The organism is Streptomyces sp. NPDC048751 (assembly GCF_043198595.1).
GTDB lineage: Bacteria > Actinomycetota > Actinomycetes > Streptomycetales > Streptomycetaceae > Streptomyces.
The window spans coordinates 1-5,265 of record NZ_JBICUX010000041.1 but is presented as its reverse complement, the minus strand read 5'-3'; the positions used below and the strand labels follow the sequence as shown (position 1 = coordinate 5,265).

Sequence of the window (5,265 nt, the reverse complement as noted above, 5' to 3'; positions counted from 1 at the left end):
CAAGCAGATCGTGCCGCCGCTCCCACCGTACGTGGCACAGAACGCTAGTCCAGCAGCGCGTTCGCGGCAGGGCCAGGCGCCGGTGTCCCGTCGGCGGGGCACCGGGCCCTTTGCCAGGGCGCCGATCCAATATCGCCACGACCGGCGACAGGCTTGGCCGGCCGGGCCTGCGGCTGACCTGTACCGAGATCACCGAAGCGGACACAGGTGTCAGGGGGCGTGGCGCGTGACCCGGTGCACCGCCCATGCAGCAAAGACCCACGTGGCCGCGGCAATACCGTGCTGCCCTACGGGGCCGAGGCCATCACCACCGGTTCTCTGGCTGGGCCACGGCTCCGCTCGCGTCGTGTTTTCCCGGCCGGCGAGCATACGGAGCGCGGCGCGGACCTCGTCGAGGGCGCTGTCACCCACTGCGATCAGTTCCAGCCCTTGCCGTGCCACCTGCTCATACGACAAGTACTTCCGTGCGAGCTCGGCCATGATGTCTACCAGCGTTTCCCGGAAGACGTCCGTGGCTGACAGGTTCGGGGCGATGCCGCGTACCGTGCCTTCGACGTTGGCCATGGACTTGCCCAGCATCCCGATCATGGGGTTGGTGCGGATCCCGCGCCGGGCAGCGCACCGAAGGATCGTTGCCAGGGCCGAGCCGAAGTTCATGCCGTCGAGGCGGCTGGCGGCCAGTCGCGGCACCACGCGTGTCAGGTCGTCCCGGAAACCGGGCAGGTCGGTGCGCGGGGTCGACCGGCCGAGCTCGAGCCAGGCGGCGGCCAGGCCGCGCGCGTCGTTGTGGGCGATGCTGGTGAACGCGAGCGCTCCCAGCGTTCCGGTGTGCCGGTCGATCCGCCCGGCCATGCCCCAGTCGATGAGGGTCGCCCCTGTCTCGGGGTGCAGGAAGACGTTGCCCGGATGAGGATCGGCATGGAAGAAGTGCTCGACGAAGTAGCCCCGGTACATGTACCTGAGCAGTTCGGCGCCCACCCGCTCGCGCTGCTCCTCGCACAGGTCCTCCGCCGCCCCGGCGCTGAGCGCCCGTCCGCGCGCGAGGCCCTGGATCAGCACCCGCCGCCCGGCCTGCCGAACCGCGGGCACCGTCAGGTACCGGAAGCCTTCCGCCGCCCGGCGACCGGTTTCCATGTGCGCGGCCTCGGCGGTGAAGTCCAGCTCCGGACTCATGCAGTCGAAGATCCCTTGCAGAATCGCGTCGAGGTCCAGCACCTCGGCGAGCCGGGGAAGCGCCCGCCCCGTCATACGAGCTGCCCGGCTCAGGGCCGCCATGTCCGCCCGCATCCGGGCCTCGGCCCCGGGCCGCTGCACCTTGAGCACCGCGCGGCTGCCATCGTGCAACACCACGGGATACACCTGGGCCAGCGACGCCGAACCGCAGGGCAGGCCGACGTCGACTTCACGGAACAGCTTCTCCCACCTGCGCCCCAGCTCCTGCTCCAGTACCGGTTCGAAGACGGAGAACGGCGCGACGCTCACGGTGGTGTGCAGCCGTTCCAGCTCCAAGATCAGGGCCCCGGAGACCAGATCCGGTCGGGTGGCCAGTACCTGGCCGACCTTGATGTAGAGCGGCCCCAGCGCCTCCATCGTCATGCGGATCCGCCGCGCCCGGTGGCGTTGCGCGCCCATGGTGCGCTCAGCCGTATCGGTGCCCTGCCGGGCAGCGAGCACGTCCTGGGCGAGCAGCCCGGCCAGGCGGGCGACGCCGACCCCTCGAACCGGTTCCATGGCTGCGGCCACCGGCTCAGGCCCGGCCCAGCAGCTGGGTTCCGGAGACGTTGGTCTGGCGGGCCATGAAGAACGCGGTGAATCCGTCGAGTAGTTCGGTCAGGCTGATCGTGCCGTCCTTGTCGACGTCGAGTTCGTCGAAGCCGCGGTCGAGGTCACCGGGGTCGACGCGTCCGCCGGCGAACACGGTGCGGTACTCATGCCGCTCGATCGCCCCACTGCCGTCGGTGTCCACTGCCTCGAACATGGCGCGCACGGCGTGGTGCACGCCGTCGCGCACATAGCCGGGGTCCGCGTCGCAGTTGCGGAGCATGGCCGTGACCCACTCGTCCTTGCTGATACTTCCGTCGCCATCGGTGTCCATGGTGGAGCGCATGTGCTCCCACCACGTGGTGAACCCGGCGTACACCTTGTCCTCCTGCTCCGCGGAGAGCTCCAGCTGCCAGCACAGGGAACGGGCCATCGCCTGGAGGTCGGGCGCGTCGATGCGGCCGTCGCCGGTCTGGTCGAGCACCTGGGAGAAGAAGCGGCCCAGCCGGTCGGCCCTCACGTCGCGCTCCGGCCCGCGAAGGGCCGCCGAAGCCACCGCCGCGACCAGTCCCAAGGGCCGGGTCAACAAACCGGCGCCGGGAATCCTGAAGCCGCTGGAGGGGACCTCCCGGGCCTCGTGCAGCACCTGGCCGGTCATCGCGGCGGCGGCGATCGGCATGTACCGGTTGCGCAGCGGCAGTGGTTTCATCGCGGCGTGCGCGGTGTGGTGCACGGTGCGCGACAGCGTGCGGTCGGCCTGCCCTACATGCAGGTGGAGACGCTCTCGGTAGGTCCGCGGCAGCTGTGCGGCCACCGCGCCGGGCATCAGCATCGCCGCTGAGGAGCGCGCCAGCGCCCACACTGGCGGGCACCACTCCAGCTGCGACGGTGTCGCGGCACCTCGGTACATGTCCCGCATCAGGAAACGGACCTCGGTGTTGTCCTCCAGCACCTCACGCTGCATCCGCTCGAAGTACTCCCAGAACCCGGCAGCGTCAGGCGGCAGCAGGTCGCGTTCCAGGCCGAAGGCGCCCAGGGTGGCGCACCACTCCTGGTACAGCCGTGCCTCCTGGGCAGCCGAGAGTGGCCGGCCCGCGAGCCGCTCCATGCTGCTCATCGCCTCGAACACGGTGCCCAGCACCCAGGCGCGCACCTCCGGCTGCTCGGCACTGTAGGCGCGGCCGCGCTCGTCGGTGCCCTTGATGCGCCGGTGGGCGCGCAGGATGCGCTGCACTTCCTGGTGCCGCTGATCGGGTGCGGCGTAGATGAAACGCTGCAGGCTGATCAGGGTGTGATCGACGCGCCGCCAGGGATGGGTGCGGTAGGTGGAGTGCTTGGCCAGGCCGGCACCGACCATGGGGTGAGCCGCTTGCAGCACCAGCAGGCGCGGCATCACCAGCGTCATCCGCCACTGGCCCAGCAACGTCCAGGTCGCCGACCCAGGGCCGGGGAAACCCGTCCAGTCGATGGAGGCCTCGGGCTCGGAAGCTGGCAGGGATGCGGTCATGACAGGGCGCCTTTCATGTGCTGTCGCCGGGCGGAGAGGAGGACCTTGAGCGAGGCCAGCAATGGGGGGCGGACGGTAGTGCGTGTCAGGCGGGGGCCGGCTCGTTCGACCGCTCGCAGCTGGAGGGTGTGCACGTCGAGGAACGCCGTCGTAACCGGGACGAACTCCGGCGGCAGGAACGGCAGGATGTCACGGGCCCGGCGCAGGGCCTGGCGGGCGAGCTCGATCTGCCCTCGCAGCTGCCAGCCGGTGTGTGGCAGGCAGGGCCGCCCGGCCCGCACGTCATCGGCGAGGTCACTGAGGCAGTCGATGCGCTGCGCCGCCTCGGCCGCGTCGCGCAGCGCACGAACCACCTCCCGCGTGCGGCACCCCGGGTGGACCCCGCTGAGCAGCAGCATCAGCGGATGCGACACTCGGTCCACGTACGCCTGGAAGCCGGCCTCCGAGCCGAAGTCACGGTAACCGAGGTCGCCGGCCATGCCGTCCACGAAGGTGCCTACCCACGTCTCGGGCAGCCCGGTGCGCTCCAAGGTGTGCAGCAGCGCCGCCAGCCGCGGATCGTCTGTACGACGGTCGGCCAGAGCCGCCCGTACGGCCGTGTCCCACGCATGGAAGCGGTGCGCGCGCCCGGCCACCGGCCCACTGTCGGCCGCGGTGTCCGTGGCGTGCGCGAACGCGTACACGCACAAGATGTGCGGCTGCAGCCAGGAGGGCGCCAGGAGCCGAGTGGCAGCGTAGTAGGGAGGCTCGAGTCGGCGGACCTTGCGGGCGATGTCCTGATAAGTGCTCCGCATCGAAGGCTCGTGCACTCCGGCACGATCCATCACGGTCCGGTACGAGGCCGGCGGCACAACCATCATTCAGGCCGCCCCCGCCTTGCCGAAGCGGCGTTCCCGCCCGGCATAGTCGGCCACCGCCTCCCAGAGGGCGAATCGGTCGAAATCCGGGAAGAGGACGTCGGTGAAGTACAGCTCCGCGTAAGCGCACTGCCACAGCAGGAAGTTACTGATCCGGCGCTCGCCCGAGGTACGGATGAGCAGGTCCACATCGGGCACGCCCGGCTGGTACAGCCGACTGGTCAGCGAGGCGACGTCGATGCGGTCAGGGTTCAACCGCCCGTCGGCGGCCTCACGCGCCAACTCGGCAGCCGCCCGCAACAGTTCGTCCCGAGCGCCGTAGTCGACACAGAAGACCAGGTCCATGGTCCGGTTGTCCCGGGTGAGCTGTTCGAAGCCGGCGAGAGTACGGCCCAGCGCGTCAGGGACACGGTCGCGTCTGCCGCACCACAGCGCACGCATCCCCTTGGCATGCAACGCGGCCTGGTTGTCGGTAACGAAGCCGCCGATGATCTCCAAAATCCTCGCGACTTCCTCCGGTTCACGTAGCCAGTTCTCGGTGGAGAACAGATAGAACGACAGGTACCGGATCCCCGCCTCCACAGCCCCGTCGATGGTGTCGAGCAGACGCGGCACCGCGGCTGCGTGCCCGGCGTTACGCGCCAGTCCTCGACGAGTGGCCCACCGGCCGTTGCCGTCGACGATCAGAGCTACGTGTGCGGGAACTCGACCCGGTGCCCACAAGGGCGACCAGCCCCCGGACGGATGAGGCCCCCAGGACACCGAGGTACCGGCCATCTGCTTGCATCCTCCCCTGTCACCACGCCCCCACCTTCCGGACCTTGCGCCGGTCCGTGAAGAACAGTCACACAGCGCCCCACGGGGACAAGCGCACCGGGGGAACCAGTCAGCCACCCTGCCCGACCCGCGCGGCAAGAGGCCCCGCGCGTCTGGCGATGTCACTCGAAAGAGGGAGGAAGTCCTCGGCGTGGACTCGCACCGGCTGACGCGCAGAACGGCCCGGCCGCTGAGGCGCAGTTGCCGCAGACGACAACCGCGGCCCAAAAGCGCGTGAGTCGACCGCCTGCCTGCGATGTCGGTGTGCCGGACAGCGAGGCCATGAGCGGTGACTTCGATTCCATGGGCTGACGACCCTGCGGT

Annotated in this window: 4 protein-coding genes; all 4 read right to left on the bottom strand. The window is 69.9% G+C overall.

Annotation, left to right across the window (positions count from 1 at the left end):
* Positions 1–210: 210 nt before the first annotated feature.
* The 4 genes from ACGFNV_RS46760 to uppS all read right to left on the bottom strand — a co-directional run bounded on the left by ACGFNV_RS46760 (position 211) and on the right by uppS (position 4,902).
* Complete coding sequence (locus tag ACGFNV_RS46760; RefSeq protein ID WP_393631787.1) at positions 211–1,743, bottom strand: ABC1 kinase family protein; 1,533 nt, start codon at positions 1,741–1,743, stop codon at positions 211–213.
* Positions 1,744–1,747: 4 nt separating this feature from the next.
* Positions 1,748–3,268 carry an oxygenase MpaB family protein gene (locus tag ACGFNV_RS46755; protein ID WP_393631786.1) on the bottom strand — a complete coding sequence of 507 codons (1,521 nt, stop codon included), beginning with the start codon at positions 3,266–3,268 and terminating at the stop codon, positions 1,748–1,750.
* On the bottom strand, positions 3,265–4,062 hold the full coding sequence (locus tag ACGFNV_RS46750) for a phytoene/squalene synthase family protein (RefSeq protein WP_393631785.1): 798 nt from the start codon (positions 4,060–4,062) through the stop codon (positions 3,265–3,267). Before ACGFNV_RS46750 ends, ACGFNV_RS46755 begins: the two co-directional genes overlap by 4 nt.
* Before the next feature lie 66 nt (positions 4,063–4,128).
* Complete coding sequence (gene uppS, locus ACGFNV_RS46745) at positions 4,129–4,902, bottom strand: polyprenyl diphosphate synthase (RefSeq protein ID WP_393631784.1); 774 nt, start codon at positions 4,900–4,902, stop codon at positions 4,129–4,131.
* Positions 4,903–5,265 lie beyond the last annotated feature (363 nt).

Bases quoted from the DNA above. Each gene is read 5' to 3' on its own strand.
- ACGFNV_RS46750 (WP_393631785.1), bottom strand. From the start codon at position 4,062: ATGCGGAGCACTTATCAGGACATCGCCCGCAAGGTCCGCCGACTCGAG.
- ACGFNV_RS46755 (WP_393631786.1), bottom strand. From the start codon at position 3,268: ATGACCGCATCCCTGCCAGCTTCCGAGCCCGAGGCCTCCATCGACTGG.
- uppS (WP_393631784.1), bottom strand. From the start codon at position 4,902: ATGGCCGGTACCTCGGTGTCCTGGGGGCCTCATCCGTCCGGGGGCTGG.